This window comes from Streptomyces sp. NPDC031274 (assembly GCF_055570235.1).
In genome coordinates this window covers 1-1,064 of sequence record NZ_JBVIHP010000456.1, presented here as the reverse complement: position 1 = coordinate 1,064, position 1,064 = coordinate 1, and the positions used below count along the sequence as shown (strand labels likewise).

The following is a 1,064-nucleotide window of genomic DNA, read 5'->3' as shown; positions in this document are numbered from 1 at the left end:
GCCTCATCGCCCTCGGCTACGCGGAACGCACCGACGACCCGGCCGACGCCCGCCGCAAACTGATCCGCCTCACCCCGCACGGCATCGACGCGCTGCGCCGCTCGGCGGCGGTCTTCGATGAGCTGCGGGCGGAGTGGGCCTCCGCCCTGGGCACCCACCGACTCCGGGCCCTGGAGTCCGACCTGCGAGCCGTCGTACCGCCGGACGCGTTCCGCCTCGACGCGGCGGGCTGGCTGGGCGGCTCGTGACCTTGTCTCCGTGCGTATCGTTGTACTGCGCGGCTGCACTCGACCAAGGGGCGGCCGGGGAGGAGCGCCACGATGACCGTCGTAGAGACCGACAGGATCGAGATGGCTGAGTTCGGCGACAGGGACGCACTGGACCGGTTGTTCAAGGCGTTCGGACGAGACCACTTCCTCGAAGGCTTTCGGCTGGAGATCGTCGGGGGAGCCGTCTTTATGACGCCGCAGAGGAGCACTCACTGGCACATCATTCGCAGGATCGTCCGAGCTCTGGAAGACAGGTTCGGGATGGATGTGCAGGTGCTGTCCGATGTACGCATCGACTTTCCCGGCGGACAGAACGGGTTCTGCCCGGACGTAGCAAAACTGCGCGACGGGGCACAGTGGAGCTGCAAGCGCGGCTGGAACTACAGGGACGTCGAATTCATCGCCGAGGTCATCTCCAGCGGCACAGCAGTGAACGACTACGGCCCCAAGAAAACCGCATACGCAGAAGCCGAGGTCCCTGTCTATCTGATCGTGGACCCGTACAAGGGCGAGTGCCACGTCTACAGCCAACCCAAGGAGGGCGACTACGTCAGCGACCTCCCGTTCGCCTTCGGCCACGAGGTCGACCTGACCGGCACCGTCGTCGACCTCCTTCTCAAGACCGACAAGTTCCCCCGCGACTGACCCACCCCCCTTGCCTGGAGCGCACTCCAAGTCGTTGGCTGGGCAACCATGAAGTACACGCAGCTGGGACGCACAGGACTCAAGGTCAGTCGACTCGCGCTCGGGACCATGAACTTCGGGCCGCTGACGAACGAGCCCGACAGCCACACG

General features: G+C 65.6%; 1 protein-coding gene and 2 pseudogenes. All 3 read left to right on the top strand.

The window, feature by feature from the left end; genetic code table 11:
* Positions 1–248, top strand: a pseudogene (locus tag ACZ5CR_RS47145) (MarR family transcriptional regulator); the annotation flags it as partial.
* Positions 249–320: 72 nt separating this feature from the next.
* The gene (locus tag ACZ5CR_RS47140) at positions 321–914 is read left to right on the top strand and encodes a Uma2 family endonuclease (RefSeq protein ID WP_468870232.1); all 594 of its coding nucleotides are present in this window, start codon (positions 321–323) and stop codon (positions 912–914) included.
* Positions 915–962: 48 nt separating this feature from the next.
* Positions 963–1,064: pseudogene (locus tag ACZ5CR_RS47135) on the top strand (aldo/keto reductase); the annotation flags it as partial.

Coding starts and splice junctions, on each gene's coding strand:
- ACZ5CR_RS47140 (WP_468870232.1), top strand. CDS start 321: ATGACCGTCGTAGAGACCGACAGGATCGAGATGGCTGAGTTCGGCGAC.